The following is an 18,029-nucleotide window of genomic DNA, read 5'->3' as shown; positions in this document are numbered from 1 at the left end:
GGGGTGAGGGTCGTGCCGCAGGACACCCGACCCGCCGTGGTCATCGGCGTGGACATCGGCACCACGAGCACCAAGGCCGTCGCGTACGACACCGAGGGGCGGCAGCTCGGCAGCCACTCGGTCGGCTACCCGCTGGACGACCCGCAGCCCGGGTACGCCGAACAGGACCCGCAGCTCATCCTCGAAGCGGTGCTCAAGTCGGTCAGCATGGTCGTGGCCGAGCTGGTCGAGCCGGTCGCCGGCCTGTCGTTCAGCTCCGCGATGCACAGCCTCATCGGCCTGGACGCGGACGGCAACCCGCTCACCCCGTCGGTCACCTGGGCCGACTCCCGGTCCACCCGACAGGCCGAGCGGCTGCGGGCGGTGCCGTCCGGCCTGGCGCTGCACCGGCGTACCGGCACCCCGATCCACCCGATGTCGCCGCTGCCCAAGCTGCTGTGGTTCGCCGAGCAGGAGCCGAAGCTCTTCGAACGCGTCGCGCACTGGGTCGGCATCAAGGACTGGGTGCTGCTGCGGCTCTGCGAGGCGCTCGTCGTCGACCACTCGGTCGCCTCGGCCACCGGCCTGATGGACATCCACCGGCTGGAGTGGGACACCGAGGCGCTCACCGTCGCCGGCATCACCGAGGAGCAACTCCCCCAGTTGGTCGGCACCACTGCCGTCCTGCCCGGGCTCACCGCGCAGGCCGCGGCGGTGACCGGCCTGCCTCGGCGTACCCCGGTGGTCGTCGGCGCCGGCGACGGCCCGCTGGCGAACCTGGGCCTCGGCGCGGTGCACCCCGGCATGGTGGCCTGCTCGATCGGCACCAGCGGGGCGATGCGGGTGATGGTCGAGCAGCCGGGCGTGGACCCGCTCGGCGGGGTGTTCTGCTACGCCCTGACCGAGGACCGGTGGGCGGTCGGCGGCGCCATCAACAACGGCGGCATCGTGCTCAAGTGGGCCGCCGAGGCGCTCGCCCCGGATCTCGGCGAGCACTCCGAGGAGGAGCTCGTCGGCCTCGCCGCCCGCGCGCCGGCCGGCTCGGGCGGGCTCATCATGCTGCCGTACCTGCACAGCGAGCGGGCACCGCACTGGAGTGCCCTGCCGCGCGGCGCGTACGTCGGGTTGACCCACGGGCACCGCCGCGAGCACCTGGTCCGGGCCGCGCTGGAGGGGGTCTGCCAGCAGCTCGCGCTCGTGCTCGCCTCGGTACGCGCGGCCGGCAACGAGGTCCGTGAGATCCGCGCCGGTGGCGGTTTCGCCCGCAGCGGCCTGTGGCGGCAGATGCTCTCCGACGTGCTCGGCCTGCCGGTGAGCTTTCCGGCCGGGCACGAGGGGTCGAGCTTCGGCGCGGCGCTGCTGGGCATGCAGGCGCTGGGCCTGATCCCCAGCATCGACGTCGCCGCCGACCTGGTACGGATCGAGGAGACGGTCCACCCCGATCCGGCCGCCTCGGCCACGTACGCGGCGTTGCTGCCGCTCTTCGCCGAGCTGTACGACGCGTTGACGCCCACCTTCACCTCGATGCGCCGGCTGGCACCCGGCCTGCCCGCGGAATCCGAACCCTCAGCAGGACCCCCGATGTGACCCTTCGGCCGGCCCGCCTCGGGCCGACCCCGTCCCGAAGGTCGTGATCACCGTGCCCCCACCCCCCGCCCTCGCCGCACCGTTGACCACCCTCGCCGCGCCGGCCGAACCGGTGACCACCGCCGGCGACGCCCAGCTCGTCGTCGCCGCCCTGCTCGGCATCGCCGCCGTGGTGCTGCTGATCGCGTGGGCGAAGGTGCACCCGTTCCTGTCGTTGATCCTCGGCGCGGCGGTGCTGGGCGTGGTCGCCAGCGTCGCGCCCGACAAGATGATCACCTCGTTCACCGCCGGGGTCGGTTCGACGGTCGGCGGTGTGGGGTTGCTGATCGCCCTCGGCGCGATGATCGGCGGCCTGCTCGCCGAGTCCGGGGGCGCGGACGGCATCGTCGGCCGGATCGTCAACCGGGTCTCCGGCCGGGCGCTGCCCTGGGCGATGGCCGGGGTGGCCGCGCTCATCGGGTTGCCGCTCTTCTTCGAGGTCGGCGTGGTGCTGCTGGTGCCGATCGTGCTGCTCGTGTCGATGCGCACCGACGTACCGCTCATGAAGATCGGCATCCCGGCGCTGGCCGGCCTGTCGGTGCTGCACGGCCTCGTACCGCCGCACCCCGGCCCGCTGGTGGCGATCTCCTCGCTCGACGCCGACCTGGGTCTGACGCTCGGGCTGGGGCTGCTCGTGGCGATCCCCACGGTGATCATCTCCGGCCCGGTGTTCGGCACCATCATCGCCCGGTACGTGCCGGCGACCGCTCCCGCCGCCCTGCTGCCGACCCGCCGCGACGACGCCGGCCGGGCGGGCGGGTCCGGGGCGGGGGCGCGGCAGCGCGATGTGGACGGTGACCTGCTCACCGACGACGACCTGGTCAATCCGGGTGGCGGTCGACCGGGCGCGCCGGTCGACGACAGTGGCACCGAGACCGCCCGGCGCACCCCGGCGTTCTGGCCGGCGGTGATCACCGTGCTGCTGCCGGTGGTGCTGATGCTGCTGCGCGCGATCGGCGAGCTGGCCCTCGACGAGGGCACGGCGGGGCGGAAAACCCTGGACATCGTCGGTACGCCGATCGTGGCGCTGCTCGCCGGGGTGATCCTGGCGATGTTCACGCTCGGCTACCAGGCCGGTTTCAACAGGTCCCAGGTCTCCTCCGTGATCGGCGGTTCGCTGCCGCCGATCGCCGGCATCCTGCTGATCGTGGCGGCCGGCGGCGGGTTCAAGCAGGTGCTGGTGGACGCCGGGGTGGGCAACCTGGTCGCCGACGCCGCCAAGGACGCCAGCCTGTCCCCGCTGCTGCTGGGCTGGCTCGTCGCGGTCGGCATCCGCGTCGCCACCGGCTCGGCGACGGTCGCCACCATCACCGCAGCCGGCATCGTGGCGCCGCTCGCGGCGAGCATGGACCGGCCCGGCGTGGCCCTGCTGGCGTTGGCGGTCGGCTGCGGCTCGTTGTTCTTCTCGCACGTCAACGACGCGGGCTTCTGGCTGGTCAAGGAGTACTTCGGACTGACCGTGGGGCAGACCATCAAGAGCTGGTCGGTGATGGAGACGATCATCTCGGTGGTCGGCTTCGCCGGTGTGCTCCTGCTCGACCTTCTGCTGTGACGGGCGTGGCCCGGTCAGGCCTCCTCGACGGCGGCGATCACGTAGCGCCGCACGTCGGCGTCGAGGATCGCCGTCGTCTGCGCGTCGTCCGGCCCGGAGCCGCGGAACGCCTCCAACCGCTCGGCGGACTCCCAGCGTTCGTAGACGTGGATCCGGCCCGGCTCCAGCGGGTCGGGCGCGAGCAGGAAGTCGAGGCAGCCGTCGGCGGCGCGCGCCTGCGCGATCACCGGCGCGCAGTCGGCGAGGTAGCCGTCGCGCGCGGCGGGGTCGACCTGCAAGCTGCCGGCGATGATCAACATTGTGGGGCCTTCCGGGTCGGGACTACTGAGGGGCGTGGTTCCGCTGAGGCTTCCTGATGCCGCTGTGGAAGCAGGCTATCGGGGACTGCGCCGCCCGGACGGGTGACACCAGTCCCGGCGACCCCACCCGCCCCCGAGGCTTCATATCGTGCGAACGTGAGAAAAAGCGACAAAAATCCTGGCGTACCGCTGAAGTGGCTGACGGCGGCGGTCGCGCTCGCGGTGGTCGTGACGACCGGCCCGGCCACCGCGGACGGCCCGGGCCACGGGCCCGTCGCGGAGCCGGAGCGGCAGGCCGAACCGGGGTACGGAGCTGAGCCCGCCGACGACCAGGGCGACGAGCCCGGTGTGGACCCGGCCCCCGAGCGGGCACCGACGAGCGAGGTGTCCTGGCTGTCGTTCCCCGGCGGGGCGTTCGCGGTGGACCCGCTCGGACACACCGTGCGCTACCGCGCCTGCGACGGCGACACCGGCCGGGTCGCCGACCCGGACATGCGGGTCGCCGCCGGTGTGGCAAGCGGCGAGGTGACAGTGGACGGCAGGAGCTTCCGCTACCGGGTGCCCCTGGTCGGGCGCGGCTCGGGCGCGATCGTGGTATCCGGACCGCAGGCACAGCCGGTCGAGCTGACCGGCGTGGTCGTCACCAGCCCGCAGCCGCCCACCGACCAGGTCGCCGGAGCCCGCCTCTTCCCGCTCAGCGGGCAACTCGCCCGGGTCGTCGCCGACGCGAGCCGCAACCCGGCCGGGGTGACCGTACGCGACCTGTCCGGGCGGTACGGCGACCAGCAGATCTCGGTCAACGGCGCGCTGCGTCCCAAGGCCGCGAGCGTCATCAAGCTGTGGATCCTCGTCGAACTGCTCCGCCGGGTCGACTGTGCACAGGTGTCGCTCGACGACGGTGTGCTGGTCACCCCGGCCGACGTCGTCGGCGGCACCGGCCAGCTCCAGTACGAGACGTTCCCGCAGGTCGTGACCCTGCACCGGCTCGCCCAATACCTGATCAAGTACAGCGACAACGTCGCCGCGAACGTGCTGATCACCTACCTGGGCGGGTTCGCCCCGGTCAACGCGCTGATCGACTCGATGAACCAACGCTCCACCATCCTGGCCCGCCGGATGCTCGACAGCGCCGCCGCCCAGCGGGGCGAGGAGAACTACACGAGCCCGGACGACGTGGTGTCGCTGCTCGGCGCGGTCTGGGACGGCGAGATCCTCACCCCCGCCTCCCGCGACCTGATGATCGGCTTCATGCGGGAGCAGACCCTGAACACCAAGATCCCGGCGGCGTTGCCACCCGGCGTGCCGGTCGCCCACAAGACCGGCGACCTACCCGACGCGTCACACGACGTCGGCTACTACCTGATCCCCGGCACCGAGACCGCCGTCGCCTTCCTCACCGCCGGACCCATGGAAACCGGCGACGAGACGGTACGTCGGATGGCCCGCACCGTCTACGACTTCCTGGTCACCCCCACCGACGGGGCGGTCGAGGAGTGACCCGCTGTCAGGCGCCCGGGATGTTCGCCGGCGGATCCTCGCCGACCACGTCGGCGGCCGGCGGGTCGGCCGTCACCGACAGCCCGAAATCCGAGTACGTCAGGTCGAGCTGGGCCGTCTGCGACTGCTCGCTGGCCAACTCGATGCGGTAGCGGACCAGCCGACCCTGCTCGTCGACCGACGCCGTGAACGGCACCGCGCCGGCCCGGTCCCCCAGCACCTTCCCGAACCCACTGCCCAGCACCTCGCCGCTGCCCCGCAGGTCCAACGTGCCGGCGTACTCGCGTACCCCCGTCTGCCGCACCCCGGCGGGCGCGGCCAGGGTGCTCGCCAACCGCGTGTTGTCCAGGCCCTGCTTCGCGGCCGGCGCACCCGGCGCGCCGACGTGCCACCAGGTCTTGCCGTCCCAGACCGGGACGCGCCGGTCCGGGGCGGTGACCCGCACGTACACGTCCGGGCCGGTGGTCAACCGCTCGATCTTCACCACACCGGTGGGCACCTTCAACGAGGTCGTCTCCAGACCACGCTTCGCCCTCGGATCCCACAGCACCACAGTGGCGTCGCCGTCCGCGCCGCCGGTGCCCACGGTCAGCTTGTACGGCTGCTCGTCGGCCTTCGCGGCGGCGGCCCGGAGCACACCGACCGGGTCGGTCGCCTCCACCGACGCCGACGGGCGGGGCGCCGACGGCTCGTCGCCCGCGGCGACCAGCGCCCACACCCCGGCGGCGACCGCCACGGCGAGGACGGCGCCGGCGGCGATCAGCTTCGGTTTCTGCACGGTCATCTCCCCGGGGGCGGGTGCGGTCCGGCCAGACTAGCCGGACCGCACCGCGTCACGCGCGGCTGATCGCGTTGGCGTGGATCGCCTCGTTCAGGTACGCCGCCAGACCGGGGGCGATGGCCTCGTAGTGCGCCGTGAACCGCTCGTCGGCCAGGTACATGTCGGCCAGACCGGTGTGCATCTCGTACGAGCAGTCGTAGAACCAGCGGCCGATGATCTGCCGGTGTTCCTCGGCCAACTCCATCGCCTCCGGGCTGTCGGCCGGGGCACCCGAGGCCAGCACCGCGACGATCCGTCGACCCCAGTCCTCGTTCTCCGCCCTGATCCGTAGCCAGTCGTCCTTGCCGTAGCGCGAGGCCCGCCGGTTCGACTCCCGGTACGCGTCGGTGTCACCCCAGCGCTGCTCCGCCTCGGCCTCGTGCTCCTCCGGCCGGAAGTCCCCGAAGACCTCGAACCGCTCCTCGGGCGTGAGTTGGATGTTCAACTTGCTCGCCTCCATCGCGAACTCGATCGCCGTGACCATCTCCTGCAACCTCTTGATCCGTACCGTCAGCAGCTCGTGCTGGCGGCGCAGGTGCGCGGCCGGATCGGCCGCCGGGTCGTCGATGATCGCGGCGATCTCCTCAAGCGGGAAACCAAGCTCCCGGTAGTACCTGACGAGTTGCAGCCGTTGCAGGTCCGCGTCGTCGTAGCGGCGGTAACCGGCCGACGTCCGCCCGCTGGGCGAGAGCAGGCCGATCTCGTCGTAGTGGTGCAACGTCCGCACCGTGACGCCGGCCACCCTCGCCACCTGGCCCACCGTGTACGCCATGGTTCCCCTCCCTTCCGGGAACCAGGCTCCCGCCTGCCGCTACGTGAGGGTCAAGCCCGATTCTGACCCACCGTCGCGGCGCCGTCCGGCCGCCCGTACAGAAAGCCCTGACCGCGCGGGCAGCCGATCGCGGAGACCGCCTCGTGCTGGCGTTCGGTCTCCACCCCCTCGGCGACCACCGCCAGGTCGAACGCGCCGGCCAGCCGGGTGACCATCTCCACCGTGGCGTACGCCCGGTCGTCCGACCCCAGCCGGGCCACGAACGAACGGTCGATCTTCAGCTCGGTGGCCGGGATGCGGTGCAGGTAGCTCAACGACGAGTAGCCGGTGCCGAAGTCGTCGATGGCGATGGCGATGCCCAGCCCCCGGAGCTGGTGCAGCCGCTCCAGCACCGCGTCGGTGCCCTCGATCAGCGCCGACTCGGTCAACTCCAGGGTCAACGCGCGCGGCGCGAGCCCCGCCCCGGCGGTGGCCGCGGTGACCGTGGCGATCAGATCCGGTCGGCGCAGGTGCGCGGCGGCGATGTTGACCGCCACGGTGGCCTCCGGCGCCCGTACCCGCCACGTCGCCGCCGCCCGGCACGCCTCGTGAATCACCCACCTGTCGATCGGCAGGATCAACCCGGTCTCCTCGGCGAGCGGCAGGAACCTCGCCGGTGGCAGCATCCCCAGCCGCGGATGCCGCCACCGCACCAACGCCTCCGCGCTGCGCACCGAGCCGGTGGCCAGGTCGACGATGGGCTGGAACTCCAGGTGCAACTGCTCCTCGTCGACCGCCCGCCGCAGGTCGGCGATCAGCTCGGCGCGGGAGACCGCCGACTCGCGCAGCCCAGGCGTGCACGTCCGGTACGCCGCCTTCCCGGCCGCCTTCGCCGCGTACATGGCGATGTCGGCGTCCCGCAGCAGGTCGGTGTGGGACGTGTGCTGCGGGCCGTACTCGGCGATGCCGATGCTCGCCGACGGGTGCACACCCGCGTCGTCGTCGCCGTCCGAGGGGCGCAGGGCGTCCAGCAGTCGTTCGGCGAGCCGCTCCGGCGACACCGCCCGGTCCCGGTCCACCAGCACCGCGAACTCGTCGCCGCCCAGCCGGGCGATGGTGCCGTCGTCGTCGACGGCGGCGCGCATCCGGGCCGCCAGCCCGGTCAGCACGGTGTCACCGGTGGCATGCCCGAAACGGTCGTTGACCTGCTTGAACCCGTCCAGGTCGAGCAGCAGCACCGCCACCGGTCGCCGGTCGCGCAGGGCGAGCCGCAGCAGCCGGTTGAACAGCAGCCGGTTGGGCAGCCCGGTGAGTTGGTCGCCGTACGCGAGCCGGCGCAGCCGGGCCACCAGCCGCAGGTTCTCGTTCGCGGCCAGCCCCTGTCGTACGGCGAGGGCGGCGAGCAGCACCATCATCGTCACGAAGATCAGTTGTGGGGTCTGCCCGCTGGGCCGCCGGGCCAGCAGCACCGCGATGACGGCCCCGCCCACCGGCAGGTACGGCAGGGCGACCCGCCACCAGGGCGGCAGCGGCGACTCGGCGACCTCGTCGGTGCCGTCGCAGTCCGGCGGCGGCGGGTACCGGGTGGCCAGCCCGATCAGCAGGTAGCTCAACGGCCAGCACAGGTCGATCGGATGTCCGGCCGTGTAGTCGGCGCGGGCGACGAGCGACACGTAGACGACGTCGGCGACCACTCGGAGGGTGAGGCTCCCCGCGAGCACGCTCATGGGACGCCACATCGGCCGGGCCGGGCCGGAGACCGCCACCAGGATGGTGAGCTGCATCAGGTCGAACATCGGGTAGAGCAGGCCCAGTGTGCGCGCCGAATCGGCCAGCTCGGCGGCGGCCACCCCTCGGAACACCAGCACCCAGCCGAGCGGCACCAGGGCCAGCGCGACGATCACCCCGTCCAGCAGCGTCCGGGCGCGGCCCACCCCGGTGCGGGGCGCGGAGTGTGAGCTGAGCAGCGCGGCCGTGCCGGTGAGGATGCCGGCGGTGAAGACCACCCCGACCAGCGGGGTGTGCGGCAGGTCGCCCCCGCCGAGCCGCTGCGCCGTCCAGATCGCCCGGCCACACGCGGCGAGGGCCATGGTGACGGCGAGCAGCGTCCAGAACCGGCGCAGCGGCGCCGGATGTCGACGGGCCACCCCGGCGCAGGCGACTGTCGCCCAACCGGCCACCAGCATCCCGCCCAGGTCGCTGACGAGCGCGGCGCCCGGCAGCGCCGCGACGAGCCAGAAGGCCTCCAGGAGTACGACCGAGCCCGCGGCGACCAGCCCGACGCGGCCCGTTCGGGCCGGTGCGACGGCGGTGGCCGGCAGGCGGCCCGTCTCCGCGCCGGCGGGCCGGTCGACGCCGGCCGACACCCCGGCGGCCTCCGCCAGAGAGGTCGGCTCGGCAGCGGCGGGCTCCCCCGCCGCCTGCTCCACGTCCTGTCGCGACACGGCCGCTCCGGCTCTTCGTCGTGCGTGCACCCTCGGCGGACCTGTCCACGGCAAACCCCGAAAGCCTAGCCAGCTCCCCGGCGCCCGCCAAGGTCCGGAAGGCCGCGCGCGTCGGGCCGATCCGGCCACAAGGGAGCGGTCCGGCCCGGTGGGCGGAGACGTGCGACGGGTGTGGTCAGCGGCCGGCGGAGCGGTTCCACGGCGATCGGGGCAGGCTGGTGCCGGCCAGGGGACGGCGGGCACGACGACGCCTCCGCCGGCCGGGGGTGCAGGGCGGGCGTACGGCGGTGTGCACCGGCGGGGCGGCGGCCGGCGGCGGCCGGCGGATCAGCCAGCAGAGGAAGCGCTCCATCGACGGCTCAGCCGACCGGGAGGCGTTCGGCGTCGGACCGGGAGATCTCGTACTGCGCCCCGCAGAACGTGCACTGCTGCGCGTACCGGGTGCGGATCGGGATGAGGGGAATGAAGAAGAGGGAGAATTTCGTCGACCGTCGGGTGATCACCTGCGCGGCGTGGTTGCCGCAGTGTCGGCAGACCTGCTGCACGACACCGGACCGGTCGACCTTGGTACGCAGACCAAAGATGAAGAACATCGCCCGCCAGTACCCACTCCACCGCGAAAAGTCACCAGATCCGCCCGACATCTCGCAAGGATCGTGCTCGATCCGGGATCCAGTGGCCTCGGTCGCGCTCTGAGGCCACTGGATCCGTGATCGAGCACGATCCTGCGGGACTGCCGGTGGGCGGGCGGGTCGATCAGCTGGCGGGCTCCAGGCCGGGCACCTCGGTGGCGAGCCAGATCGGCTGCCAGGCCGGCACCTCGTGGAAGCGCCGCAGCTCGGCCAGCCCGGCCACCGACCCGCTCCAGGCCGCGTACGGGGGGTTGGTCTCGTCGAAGCCGCTCTGCACGAAGGTCAGGGTGGTCTTGCCGCCGGACTCGGCCAGCTCCCAGTTCGTGACGCCGGTGGGGCCCCAGTCGACGGACATCCGGCGACCCGGCTCCAGGTCGACGATCTTGGCGGCGAACCCGTTCTCGAAGCCGCCCATGGCGTACCGGCCGCCGACCCAGGGCTCGATGCCGATGGGGTAGCCGAACCAGGCGCTGGCCTGCTCGGAGTCGGTCAGCGACTCCCACACCTTGTCGGCGGGGGCGGCGATGACCAGCTGACCGCGCAGGTCGGCGGAGGTGAAGTCGGTACGGGGCAGCAGCGGCGCGCCCTCCAGGTGGGCGGCCAGGTTGGCGATGGACAGCGCCCAGTACGTCTGGAGCACCCCCCGGATGCTGGAGCCGCTCATCGCCTCGGCGAAGTCGAAGTGGCTCTGGGTCAGGGTCAGTACGGTGCTGTCCGGACCGTCGGCGGTCAGTTGGAACTCGGTGGTGGTCTCGACCCCGTCGATCAGCCAACCGAAGCGCAGCGTGTCGTCGTCGGCGTGCAGCAGCCGCTGGTGCGGGGCGTCGCCCTCGGGTGTGTAGCGGCCCCAGAACTCGTACCGCTGGGGCAGCTCGACCTCGGCGTGTTCGGCGAGCCAGACGCGCAGCTCGGCCGGGTCGGTCAGGGCCTGGCGGACGCGCCCGACGGGCGCGGAGAGACGGGCCTGGACCTTCATGGGCTCACTCATTGTCGTTCCCTTTCGGATAGCAGGCGACGGCCAGCTTGAAGGCGTCGCCTTCGCTGCCGCCGTAGCGGGTGAACAGGTCCTGAAGTGCGGTTTGCAGGTCGTGTAGGAACTGTGGGCGCTGCTCGGCGGGCACCCGGATCTCGCCGGAGACCCCGATCGAGGGCAGCTCGGGCGCGGCCCGGTCCAGGGCGGCGATGTCGGCCTGGACCTCCTCCATCAGGTCGAGCAGGTAGCCCAGGCTCAGCTCGTCGCGGGCCTTGCGCAGCCCGATCCGGCCGACCAGCCGGGGGGACAGCCAGTACGACCGGGCGGCCGCCTGGTAGATGCCCTCGGTGATCCCCCGGACCTTGCGCTCGTTGACCAGCTCGGCCAGGCCGGCCGCCACGAGCTGCTTGACGTGGTAGTAGACGCGCTGCGGCGTCTGGTCGAGTCGGGCCGCCACCTCGGTGCAGGTGCGCGGTTCGGCAAGTTGCCGCAGCACTTCGACGCGCTGCGGCTTGAGCAGGGCTTCGGCCTGCTCGATCTGCTCCAGGTACAGGACATCTCTCATGGCAAAATAAGTTTGTACGTACAAAACTTGTTTGTCAATCGGTTCGCGAGAAGCCGCGCCGACTTCCGGCGCGGCTTCAGGCAACTGTCAGCAGATGGTCAGGGCAACCAGTCAGGTCGCAGCGGGTAGCCGTTCACACCCTCCGGGCCGTTGTGGGTGGCCAGCACCTGGTGCAGCTGGATCCCGTTGCGCTCGAACGCCATCCGCGAACCGGCCATGTACAGCCCCCACACCCGGGCCGTGCCCGCGCCCACCTCCGAGACGCAGAAGTCCCAGTGCTGCACCAGGTTGCGGCACCAGGCGGCCAACGTCAGCGCGTAGTGCTGGCGCAGGTTCTCCTCGTGGTGCACCTCCAGCCCGGCGTCGTGCACCTCGCTGATCAGCCGACCCGGACCGGCCAGCTCCCCGTCCGGGAAGACGTACCTGTCGATGAACGCGCCGGAGCGGTGCGGCGCCCTGTTGTCCGCCCGGGTGATGCAGTGGTTGAGCAGCCGCCCACCCGGTCGCAGCCGATCCCGGAGCGCCCCGAAGTACGTCGGGTAGTTGCGCACCCCGATGTGCTCGGTCAACCCGATCGACGAGACCGCGTCGAACTGCTCCGCCGGCGCGTCCCGGTAGTCCATGTGCCGCACCTCGGCCAGCCCGGTCAGCCCCTCCCGCTCGATCGCGGCCTGCGCCCACTGCGCCTGCGCCTTGGACAGGGTCACCCCGAGGGCCTTCACCCCGTACTCGCGGGCGGCGTGGCGCACCATGCCACCCCAGCCGCAACCCACGTCCAACAGCCGCATCCCCTGCTTGAGCGCCAACTTGCCGGCGACCAGGTCGTACTTCGCCGCCTGGGCCTGCTCAAGCGTGTCGTCCGGAGACCGGTACACCGCGCAGGTGTACGTCATCGACGGGCCGAGCACCTTCTCGTAGAAGGCGTTCGAGACGTCGTAGTGGTGCGAGATGGCCGTGCTGTCCCTCACCCGGGAGTGCCGCAGCCCGTTCACCACCCGCTTCCAGCGCGGCAGCGCCTCCTGCGGCGGAGCCGGCGGCGGCATCAGCCGCTCCCAGCCCAACCCACGGACCAGCGCCAGCCCGTCGGTCAGCGACGGTGGCCGCAACCGCAGCTCGTCCTTGAGCACCCGCAACGCCTCGTACGGGTCACCCGGATGCACCCCCTGCAACGCCAGGTCACCGCTGACGTACGCCCGGGCCATGCCCAGGTCGCCGGGGGCGGTGAGCAGGTACGACAGTCCCCGTTCGGAGCGGATCGCCAGGGTGATGCCGGCGTCGGACGGGCCGACGGCGCTGCCGTCGTACCCCTCGATCCGCACCGGAAGCGGCCCGGCGGTGACCGCGCGGACGACGTCGGCGACGGTCGGACCCGTCTGCCGGCCCCCCGCCGGCGGGGTGGCGGGGACGCTCGCCGCCCCCTGATCTCGGTCGGTCAGGCTCATGCTCGTGCTACCGCCTTTTCGTACAGTCCCGTCAGCCGGTGGTCCGGGTCGTAGCGGTCCTTCACCGCGCGCCACGTGTCGCCGCCGTAGAGGCGATCGAAGGCGTCCCGGTCGTAGTACGCGTCGGAGTAGAGCGACTTGTGGCCCCCCGATTCCGACACCCTGCGTTCGATCGTGCGGTTGACGTCGCCGTCGGCGGCGCCCGGCGCGATCGGCACGCTCCCCCAGAACCCAATGTTGACGTAGTCCTGCCCCGGCCGGAGCGGATACAGCGGCCAGGACCACGCGGAACCGGGACCCGCCGGCTCGCGCAACCGCAACGGACACAGCCACACCGGGTTCATCCCCACGCTGCCCGCGAACCAGCGCAGGAAGTCGGCCGTACGTTCCAGCGGGATCTCCACGTCCTGGACGACCCGTTCCCGGGCCGGCTGGCCGCGCAGCCGGTCGATCCGCGCCGCCACCTGGTGCCGGTGCTCCAGTCGCACCAGGCGGTGGTAGAAGTCGCTGCGCCGGTACCGCGACGGCCAGAGCCGACGCACCACCGGGTGCTGCGCGCCGAACGCCGCCGAACACCAGAACCAGTCGGTGTCCCAGCGCCACAGATAGTCGTACGCGGTGAGCACGTCGCGGGTGCGCCGGCGCAGCGACCGGTAGTAGATGCCCTGGCCGGTGTAGTCGCTGGGCGGGCCGGCCGCGTCGGTGAACGTGGCGAGCACCAGGTACGCCTCGCCGGGGCTGAACATCACCCCGTCCATCGCGTCGACCGGCTCACCGGCCCAGGACCGGGTCGCGGTCACCTCGGCGATCGCGTCGGTGAGCGCCTCCAGCCGGGTGAACCGGATGTTGCGCAACGCCACGTAGCGACCGACCGGTTGCAGCTCGATGCGCAGCCGGGTGGCGTACCCGAGGCTGCCCAGCGAGTTGGGGAACGCGGCGAACAGGTCGGCGTGCTCCCCGTCGGGACGGGCGGTGGTGATCTCACCGGTGCCGGTGAGGACGTCCATCTCCCGTACCGACTCGTGCGGCAGGCCGTTGCGGAACGAGGTCGACTCGATCCCGAGGCCGGTGACCGCGCCGCCGAGCGTGATGGTGCGCAACTGCGGCACCACCAGCGGCATCAGCCCGTGCGGCAGGGTCGCGTCGACCAGGTCCTCGTACGTGCACATGCCCTGCACGTCGGCCGTGCGCCCGGTCGGGTCGACCGAGAGCACCCGGTTGAGTCCGCTGACGTCGAGGCCCGGGGTCCGTGGTGCGGACCGGGGGCGGAACAGGTTGGAGGTGCGTTTGGCGAGCCGGACAGGTTCGCCCGTGGGCACCGCGGCGTACGACCGCCGCAGCGTGTCCACCGCTTGATCATGGTCAATGGGGTGATCCACACGCTCAGCGCGCATGTGATCACCTTACGCCTGTGCCCGGGAAATCGTGGGACGTCCGCACCGGTCGTTTCCCGTCCCGCAGCAGGTCCGCCGGTTACCGTGGCGGTCATGCCGTCGCCCGCGATCGCCGCCCTGGACGCCGCCGCACTGCCGTACCGGTTGGTCAGCCACGGCGCGGTCGGCAGCCTGGCCGAGGCGGCGGCCGCCCGGGGCGTCGCCGTCGCGGACGTGGTCAAGACGATCGTCGTCCGCCGGGGCGCCGACGATCACCTGTTCGTGCTCACCCCCGGCGACCGGGTCGTCTCCTGGCCCAAGCTCCGCGCCCTGCTCGGCGTGCACCGCCTCTCCATGCCGGACGCCGCCGGCGCCCTGGCCGCCACCGGCTACGAGCGCGGCACGATCACCCCGTTCGGCGCCAGCACGGCCTGGCCGGTGGTCGCCGACGAGCGGCTGCGCGGCCGGACGATCACCCTCGGCGCCGGCGAACGGGGGCTCGCCGTCGCGGTCGACGCCGACGCCGCGATCACCGCCCTCGACGCCACAGTGGCCGACGTCACCGACCCGCAGCCCACCCGCTGACACTGCCGCCGTCCGCGACACGGCCTAGTGTCGGGGTATGCCGAAAGCCGTGTGGAACGACCTGGTCATCGCCGAGAGCGACGACACCGTGCTGGTGGAGGGCAACCACTACTTCCCCCGCTCCGCCCTGCGCGACGACCTGATCCGCGAGTCCGCGACGCACACCGTCTGCCCGTGGAAGGGCACCGCCTCCTACTACTCCCTGGAGCACGAGGGCAGCACCAGCCAGGACGCGGTCTGGTACTACCCGGAGCCCAAGCCGGACGCCGAGATGGTGCGTGACCGGGTGGCGTTCTGGAAGGACGTCCGGGTCGTCGACTGACCCGCCGACTGGCCGTGGCCGCCGGCGGTGGGTGAGGATGGCCCGTATGTCCGCGCCCGAGGAACACCCCGACCCCGCCGGCACCGTCTACGGCGGCCGCCGACGGGCGGCAGGTTCCGGTCCGCTCGCCGACCCGCTGCTGCGGGTGGCGCTCGGGGTCGGGCTGGTGGGCGTACTCCTCGGGGTGGTCTTCGCGACCGGGCTGCTCGGCGGCGGCGACGAGCCGGTGGTGCCGGCCACTGTCGGCGCGCCGTCCAGCGCGGCCGAGCCCGCCACCCCGGCCACCGAGCCGACCCCGTCGGCCGAGCCGTCGCCGACCCCCTCGGCGCCGCCGACCACCGGGCCCCGGGTGCTGCGCGTCGCGTCCGGCCTCTGCCTGGGGCTTGACGGCGACGACGAGGAGGCGGGGGCCGAACTGGCCGTCTGCACGGGCGGCCCGGAGCAGCAGTGGGTCGTCAACCCGGCAAGCGCGGACGTGGTGACGCTCACCAACGCCGCCCACGGGCAGTGCCTCGACGTCGAGGGCGGCAGTACCGACGACGGCGCGCGGCTGCTCCAGTTCCCCTGCCACGGTGGGGCCAACCAGCAGTGGCGGCTGTCCCCCACCGGCTCCGGCCCGGTGCTGCTGGTGGCCGTGCACAGCGGCAAGTGCGGGCAGGCCGACGACGACGGCGACGAACCCGACGACGAGGTCCGGCAGCGCGCCTGCGACGGCCGCCCCGCGCAGCAGTGGACCCTGGGCTGACCGGCCGGCCCGCTCAGCCCCGGTAGCTCCAGGCCCGGGGTGCGGTCGCGGCGGCCAGGACGGCGTCCGGCACCGCCCGACCCGGCCTGCTGCGCAGCACCAGCGACAGCCCGGCGGCGCCGATCGACAGGCCGCCGGCGACGTACCAGGCCAGTGCGTAGTCGCCGAGCCGGTCCCGGACCAGCCCCGCACCCGTCGCCGCGACCGCCGCCCCGAGCTGGTGCGCGGCGAACACCCAACCGAACACCACCGCTCCCGCGCCACCGAAGTACTCCCGGCACAGCGCCACCGTCGGCGGCACCGTGGCCACCCAGTCCAGGCCGTAGAAGACGATGAACACCAGCATGCTCGGCCGGGCGCTGCCACTGAACAGGCTCGGCAGCACCAGCAGCGACAACCCCCGCAGCGCGTAGTAGGCGCCGAGCAGCAGCCGGCTGTCCACCCGGTCGGTCAGCCAGCCGGAGGCGATCGTGCCCACGATGTCGAACAGGCCGACAAGCGCGAGCAGCCCCGCTGCGGTGGTCTCGGTCATGCCGTGGTCGTGCGCGGCCGGCACGAAGTGGGTGCCCACGAGGCCGTTCGTTGTCGCGCCGCAGATCGCGAACCCACCCGCCAGCAGCCAGAACGGCCGGGTCCGGGCCGCGGCGGCAAGCGCACCCAGCGCCCGGGCCGCCGCGCCGCCGGCCGGCGGCGGCGCCGCCACGACCTCGGTCGCGCCGTAGGCGGGCAGGCCGAGATCCGCCGGGTGTTCGCGCAGCAGCCACACCACCAGGGGTACGACCACCAGCGCGGCCCCGGCCACGACGAGTGCCGCCGTGCGCCAACCGTGGTCACGCACCAGCACGGCGATGAGTGGCAGGAAGACGAGTTGCCCGGCCGCCCCGCCGGCGGTCAGCACCCCGGTGACCAGCCCTCGGCGGCGCACGAACCAGCGACCGGTGACGGTGGCCACGAACGCCAGCGCCATCGAACCGGTGCCCAGACCGACCAGCACACCCCAGCAGAGCCACAGTTGCCAGCTCGCGGTCATGAAGACGGTCAACCCGCTGCCGGCGGCCACCAGCAGCAGCGCCACCGAGACCACCCGGCGGATGCCGAACCGGTCCATCAGGGCGGCGGCGAACGGCGCGGTGAGCCCGTAGAGCAGCAGGTTGACCGAGACGGCGGCCGAGATGGTGGCCAACGGCCAGCCGAATTCCTCGTGCAGCGGGTGCAGCAGCACCGACGGGGTGGCCCGGAAGCCGGCGGCGCCGACCAGCGCCACGAAGGCGACGGTGGCCACGAGCCAGGCGGGGTGCAGACGGCGGTTCTTGGTCACGGGACCAGTCTGGGCAGCGACGTGGGGTCACCACGAGTGGCCGGAAAGCCATCATGCGCAATAATCGGGCCATGAGCGTACGACCGCACCGGATCGCCGTCCTCGCCCTCGACCACGTCGTCGGCCTGGACCTCGGCACCCCCGCGCAGGTCTTCGGCACCGCCCGCGCCGCCGACGGGACGCACTACTACGACGTACGGGTGTGCACCCCCGGCGGGCAGCCCGTCCGCAGCACCGCCGGCTTCCAGCTGCTCCCCGACCACGGGCTGGAACTGCTCGACACCGCCGACACGGTGATCGTCCCCGGCATCCACGACGGCGGCGCGCTGACCTCGGGCACCGTCGAACCCGAGGTGGCCGAGGCACTGCGGTCAGCGTACGAACGGGGCACCCGGATCATGTCGATCTGCAGCGGCGCATTCGTGCTGGCAGCCGCCGGGCTACTCGACGGCCGTCGAGCAACCACCCACTGGGCGTACGCGGAACAGTTCCGCCGGCTCCACGCCCGGGTGGACCTCGACCCCGACGTGCTCTTCATCGGCGACGAGCAGGTGCTCACCTCGGCCGGGGTGGCCGCCGGCATCGACCTCTGCCTGCACGTCATCCGCCTCGACCACGGCAGTGAGGTGGCCAACCGGGCGGCCCGCCGCTGCGTCATGCCACCCTGGCGGGACGGCGGCCAGGCGCAGTACATCGAACGGCCGGTGCCGAAGGCCACCGACGCCAGCACCGCCGCCGCCCGCGAGTGGGCCCGGCAGCGGCTGCACGAGTCGATCGCCCTGCGCGACCTGGCCGAGCAGGCGAGGATGAGCGTGCGCACCTTCACCCGGCGCTTCCGCTCCGAGACCGGCCTGAGCCCGGCCCAGTGGCTGCTGCAACAGCGCACCGACCACGCGAGGCTGCTGCTGGAGACGACCGACCTCACAGTGGACCAGATCGCCCGCCGCTGCGGCTTCGGCACCACCGCCGCCCTGCGCCAGCAACTGCACCAACGCATCGGCGTAGCCCCGTCCACCTACCGCCGCACCTTCCACCCCCGCCGGGAGCTGGCAGAAACCTGACCCCGCCGACCTTGCACTTGCGGTCGTCGGACTGCCCTGGGCCGT

18 protein-coding genes are annotated in these 18,029 nt (G+C 72.7%); 7 read left to right on the top strand and 11 right to left on the bottom strand.

Features of this window, described 5'->3' with window-relative positions:
- Positions 1–12 precede the first annotated feature (12 nt).
- Together ABZS77_RS06185 and ABZS77_RS06180 are read left to right on the top strand one after the other, a co-directional pair.
- On the top strand, positions 13–1,566 hold the full coding sequence (locus ABZS77_RS06185) for a gluconokinase (protein ID WP_354818032.1): 1,554 nt from the start codon (positions 13–15) through the stop codon (positions 1,564–1,566).
- A gap of 52 nt (positions 1,567–1,618) precedes the next feature.
- Positions 1,619–3,157 carry an SLC13 family permease gene (locus ABZS77_RS06180; RefSeq protein ID WP_354818029.1) on the top strand — a complete coding sequence of 513 codons (1,539 nt, stop codon included), beginning with the start codon at positions 1,619–1,621 and terminating at the stop codon, positions 3,155–3,157.
- A gap of 14 nt (positions 3,158–3,171) precedes the next feature.
- Here the strand turns inward: ABZS77_RS06180 and ABZS77_RS06175 are convergent, their stop codons facing one another.
- Positions 3,172–3,456 (bottom strand): antibiotic biosynthesis monooxygenase, encoded by a 285-nt coding sequence (locus ABZS77_RS06175; protein ID WP_354818026.1) that lies wholly within the window; start codon positions 3,454–3,456, stop codon positions 3,172–3,174.
- Positions 3,457–3,612: 156 nt separating this feature from the next.
- On the opposite strand from ABZS77_RS06175, the gene ABZS77_RS06170 reads away from it, so the two are divergent.
- Positions 3,613–4,953 carry a serine hydrolase gene (locus tag ABZS77_RS06170; RefSeq protein ID WP_354818023.1) on the top strand — a complete coding sequence of 447 codons (1,341 nt, stop codon included), beginning with the start codon at positions 3,613–3,615 and terminating at the stop codon, positions 4,951–4,953.
- Positions 4,954–4,960: 7 nt separating this feature from the next.
- Here ABZS77_RS06170 and ABZS77_RS06165 read toward each other — a convergent pair whose 3' ends face one another.
- The 9 genes from ABZS77_RS06165 to ABZS77_RS06125 form a co-directional block, all read right to left on the bottom strand.
- Positions 4,961–5,731, bottom strand: coding sequence for a hypothetical protein (locus ABZS77_RS06165; protein WP_354818020.1), 771 nt, complete (start codon positions 5,729–5,731; stop codon positions 4,961–4,963).
- A 55-nt stretch (positions 5,732–5,786) separates the two neighbouring features.
- Positions 5,787–6,545 (bottom strand): MerR family transcriptional regulator, encoded by a 759-nt coding sequence (locus ABZS77_RS06160; protein WP_354818017.1) that lies wholly within the window; start codon positions 6,543–6,545, stop codon positions 5,787–5,789.
- A 50-nt stretch (positions 6,546–6,595) separates the two neighbouring features.
- The gene (locus ABZS77_RS06155; protein ID WP_354818014.1) at positions 6,596–8,968 is read right to left on the bottom strand and encodes a bifunctional diguanylate cyclase/phosphodiesterase; all 2,373 of its coding nucleotides are present in this window, start codon (positions 8,966–8,968) and stop codon (positions 6,596–6,598) included.
- Between the two features lie 175 nt (positions 8,969–9,143).
- Positions 9,144–9,320: a hypothetical protein gene (locus ABZS77_RS06150; RefSeq protein WP_354818011.1), complete on the bottom strand. Its 177-nt coding sequence runs from the start codon at positions 9,318–9,320 to the stop codon at positions 9,144–9,146.
- A 7-nt stretch (positions 9,321–9,327) separates the two neighbouring features.
- Positions 9,328–9,561 (bottom strand): zinc-ribbon domain-containing protein, encoded by a 234-nt coding sequence (locus ABZS77_RS06145; RefSeq protein WP_354818008.1) that lies wholly within the window; start codon positions 9,559–9,561, stop codon positions 9,328–9,330.
- A 163-nt stretch (positions 9,562–9,724) separates the two neighbouring features.
- Positions 9,725–10,588: an SRPBCC family protein gene (locus ABZS77_RS06140; RefSeq protein WP_354818005.1), complete on the bottom strand. Its 864-nt coding sequence runs from the start codon at positions 10,586–10,588 to the stop codon at positions 9,725–9,727.
- Positions 10,581–11,138, bottom strand: coding sequence for a helix-turn-helix domain-containing protein (locus tag ABZS77_RS06135; RefSeq protein ID WP_354818002.1), 558 nt, complete (start codon positions 11,136–11,138; stop codon positions 10,581–10,583). The genes ABZS77_RS06140 and ABZS77_RS06135 overlap by 8 nt, the downstream gene beginning before the upstream one ends.
- 98 nt (positions 11,139–11,236) lie before the next feature.
- On the bottom strand, positions 11,237–12,580 hold the full coding sequence (locus ABZS77_RS06130) for a class I SAM-dependent methyltransferase (protein ID WP_354817999.1): 1,344 nt from the start codon (positions 12,578–12,580) through the stop codon (positions 11,237–11,239).
- The gene (locus ABZS77_RS06125) at positions 12,577–13,974 is read right to left on the bottom strand and encodes an FAD-binding oxidoreductase (RefSeq protein ID WP_354817996.1); all 1,398 of its coding nucleotides are present in this window, start codon (positions 13,972–13,974) and stop codon (positions 12,577–12,579) included. The genes ABZS77_RS06130 and ABZS77_RS06125 overlap by 4 nt, the downstream gene beginning before the upstream one ends.
- A 93-nt stretch (positions 13,975–14,067) precedes the next feature.
- On the opposite strand from ABZS77_RS06125, the gene ABZS77_RS06120 reads away from it, so the two are divergent.
- The 3 genes from ABZS77_RS06120 to ABZS77_RS06110 are packed head-to-tail and all read left to right on the top strand — an operon-like array spanning position 14,068 to position 15,605.
- Complete coding sequence (locus ABZS77_RS06120; RefSeq protein WP_354817993.1) at positions 14,068–14,538, top strand: YbaK/EbsC family protein; 471 nt, start codon at positions 14,068–14,070, stop codon at positions 14,536–14,538.
- 37 nt (positions 14,539–14,575) lie between these two features.
- Positions 14,576–14,860, top strand: coding sequence for a DUF427 domain-containing protein (locus ABZS77_RS06115; RefSeq protein WP_354817990.1), 285 nt, complete (start codon positions 14,576–14,578; stop codon positions 14,858–14,860).
- Positions 14,861–14,906: 46 nt separating this feature from the next.
- The gene (locus tag ABZS77_RS06110) at positions 14,907–15,605 is read left to right on the top strand and encodes an RICIN domain-containing protein (RefSeq protein WP_354817987.1); all 699 of its coding nucleotides are present in this window, start codon (positions 14,907–14,909) and stop codon (positions 15,603–15,605) included.
- Positions 15,606–15,618: 13 nt separating this feature from the next.
- On the opposite strand, the gene ABZS77_RS06105 is transcribed toward ABZS77_RS06110, so the two are convergent.
- Entirely contained in the window at positions 15,619–16,923 is a 1,305-nt protein-coding gene (locus ABZS77_RS06105; RefSeq protein WP_354817984.1) for an MFS transporter, read from the bottom strand.
- Between the two features lie 53 nt (positions 16,924–16,976).
- Between ABZS77_RS06105 and ABZS77_RS06100 the strand changes: the two genes are divergently transcribed.
- Complete coding sequence (locus ABZS77_RS06100) at positions 16,977–17,984, top strand: helix-turn-helix domain-containing protein (protein WP_354817981.1); 1,008 nt, start codon at positions 16,977–16,979, stop codon at positions 17,982–17,984.
- Positions 17,985–18,029 lie beyond the last annotated feature (45 nt).

It is taken from the genome of Micromonospora sp. NPDC005298 (assembly GCF_040607375.1).
Taxonomy (GTDB): Bacteria; Actinomycetota; Actinomycetes; order Mycobacteriales; family Micromonosporaceae; genus Micromonospora.
This window is presented reverse-complemented; position numbering and strand designations above follow the sequence as displayed.